Source organism: Roseateles sp. P5_B10, assembly GCF_056400485.1.
On the sequence record NZ_JBFULE010001009.1, the window covers coordinates 1 to 1,667 of the forward strand.

Genomic DNA, 1,667 nt, shown 5'->3' on the forward strand with positions numbered 1-1,667 from the left:
CCGGTAGCTGTCTCGGCTTAGCCCCACAAGTCGGCAGGCCCGCCGCTCGGACATCTGATGCTCGTTGATCAGCCGCCCGATGGCTTCCCGCCTGGCCTGTGGGGCTATCTTTTTACGCCGAGCACGCTCTTGAGCGCATGCCTCCGCCACGGCCAGCCCTGCCTCGGCCTGCTTCAGGAACCCAATGATCTGTTCCTCGGTGAACTTGCTCTTCCTCATGTCCGTCATTCTCCTGATGAGCGGACTCCTTGCTACTTCAGCTTGGCATGGCGGGAAGGGTGCAGGTCACTCTTTGGCGCCGGAGCGTGGGTTTGCGACGTGAAAAAAAAGCCACCTGAGGGTGGCTTTTGCTTTTCTAGGCCGACAGGGTCAGACCGAGAAGTCTTCGAGCTTGGCGCCGCCAGCGACGGCCGCTTTGAGCCACTTGGGCTGCAAGCCCCGGCCGCTCCACGTTTCACCAGTCGCTTTGTTGCGATATTTCGCGGCGACCTTAGACACCTTGGCCTCTTTGCCGACCTTGGGCGTGCGTGCGCTCAAGTCGGCAACCGTCAGCCCGTAATCCGACATCAGCGCCTTTACTTTGGCAATAGCGTCGCCGCGTTCTTTGGCCGTCGTTTCTGCGATTTGCTGTTCGAGAGCAGCTCGCTGGGCCAAAAGATCCTGAAGAGATGCCATCTTGTGTCCTTAAAGTGTTTCGTTTTGCCGAAGCTTGTCAGGCTCATATGCCTAGCGCGTATTCTGCCGGTTCAGCGAGGAATTCGACAAGCACTGTGGTATTTGAGGCTCGTCGGTGCTCACCTTGAGCCTCTCCTCGCGAATGACGGACGTGTACTAAAGCCGAACTTAGTCCAGCTTTAGTGAAGCCATTGATAAACATTTCCGTTAGCGAGGAGTGCCGAGACGATCAAGAACAACGATGCGAGAGCAAGCGCCGACGCTTTGCCGAAGCGCTCGGTGTTGAGTGCAAGCCACCGCCAACCGTCCCTCCCGTCCCGGAAATTTGCTAGAGCGAGGTAGTGGATGCACTGCAGCGCACAGACGACGGTGATGAACAGTAAATTCATGAAAGCAGCCATCTCCAGAATCATCCACTGCACATAGTCATTACCGACTAGCTTTGCGAAGCTGAAAGCTCCCGCGATCGTGCCTTGAAAAGTTCGGGGATGCTGGTCACGGAGACTGTTCGCAAACGCAATGACGTTGTCCCCTATAGATGCTCTCGCCAACGTCAGAACGTAGTAGCAGCAGGAAAGTATCACGAGCGGCGCGAGGGCGTTTAGCCACCATTCCCAAGTGGTGTACCTTTGGCCAATGAGCGCCGTCAGGCAAAGTGCAGTTGCAAWGGCCGCGATTGTCAAAATCGCATATGCGAAAACGTTGGCGATAGTCGGCAAGTAGGCAGCGAAGAAGAAGATCGCCACCAGGCTGGCCAGGCCGCCGAGAAGGAAGATCGGGAAAAAATCATCGCTCTTCGGTGCGGGCCGGCTTGGCTGGTGGTAGTGATGGTGATGGGTGACGGTTGTAGTGCTCTTCAGTTCAATTCGAACGTCTGAGGGGCGCTCTTCGTGTCCGTGGGAGCGCGGCGGGGCTCGATTGCCCAGAGCGGCAAAGCAGATTCCTACAATGCCACCAATCAATGGCCCTGCGACATAAGCTTCGAAATGAGC

At 56.8% G+C, this 1,667-nt stretch carries 3 protein-coding genes; all 3 read right to left on the reverse strand.

Going from position 1 to position 1,667, the window contains the following annotated elements; all coding sequences use genetic code 11:
• A partial coding sequence (locus tag AC1DU6_RS30240) for a transposase (RefSeq protein WP_477861748.1) occupies positions 1-219 on the reverse strand: 219 nt, incomplete at its 3' end.
• Between the two features lie 150 nt (positions 220-369).
• On the reverse strand, positions 370-675 hold the full coding sequence (locus AC1DU6_RS30245; RefSeq protein WP_457325160.1) for an H-NS histone family protein: 306 nt from the start codon (positions 673-675) through the stop codon (positions 370-372).
• Positions 676-854: 179 nt separating this feature from the next.
• The coding region (locus AC1DU6_RS30250) for a hypothetical protein (RefSeq protein WP_477861750.1) at positions 855-1,667 on the reverse strand (813 nt) is incomplete at its 5' end.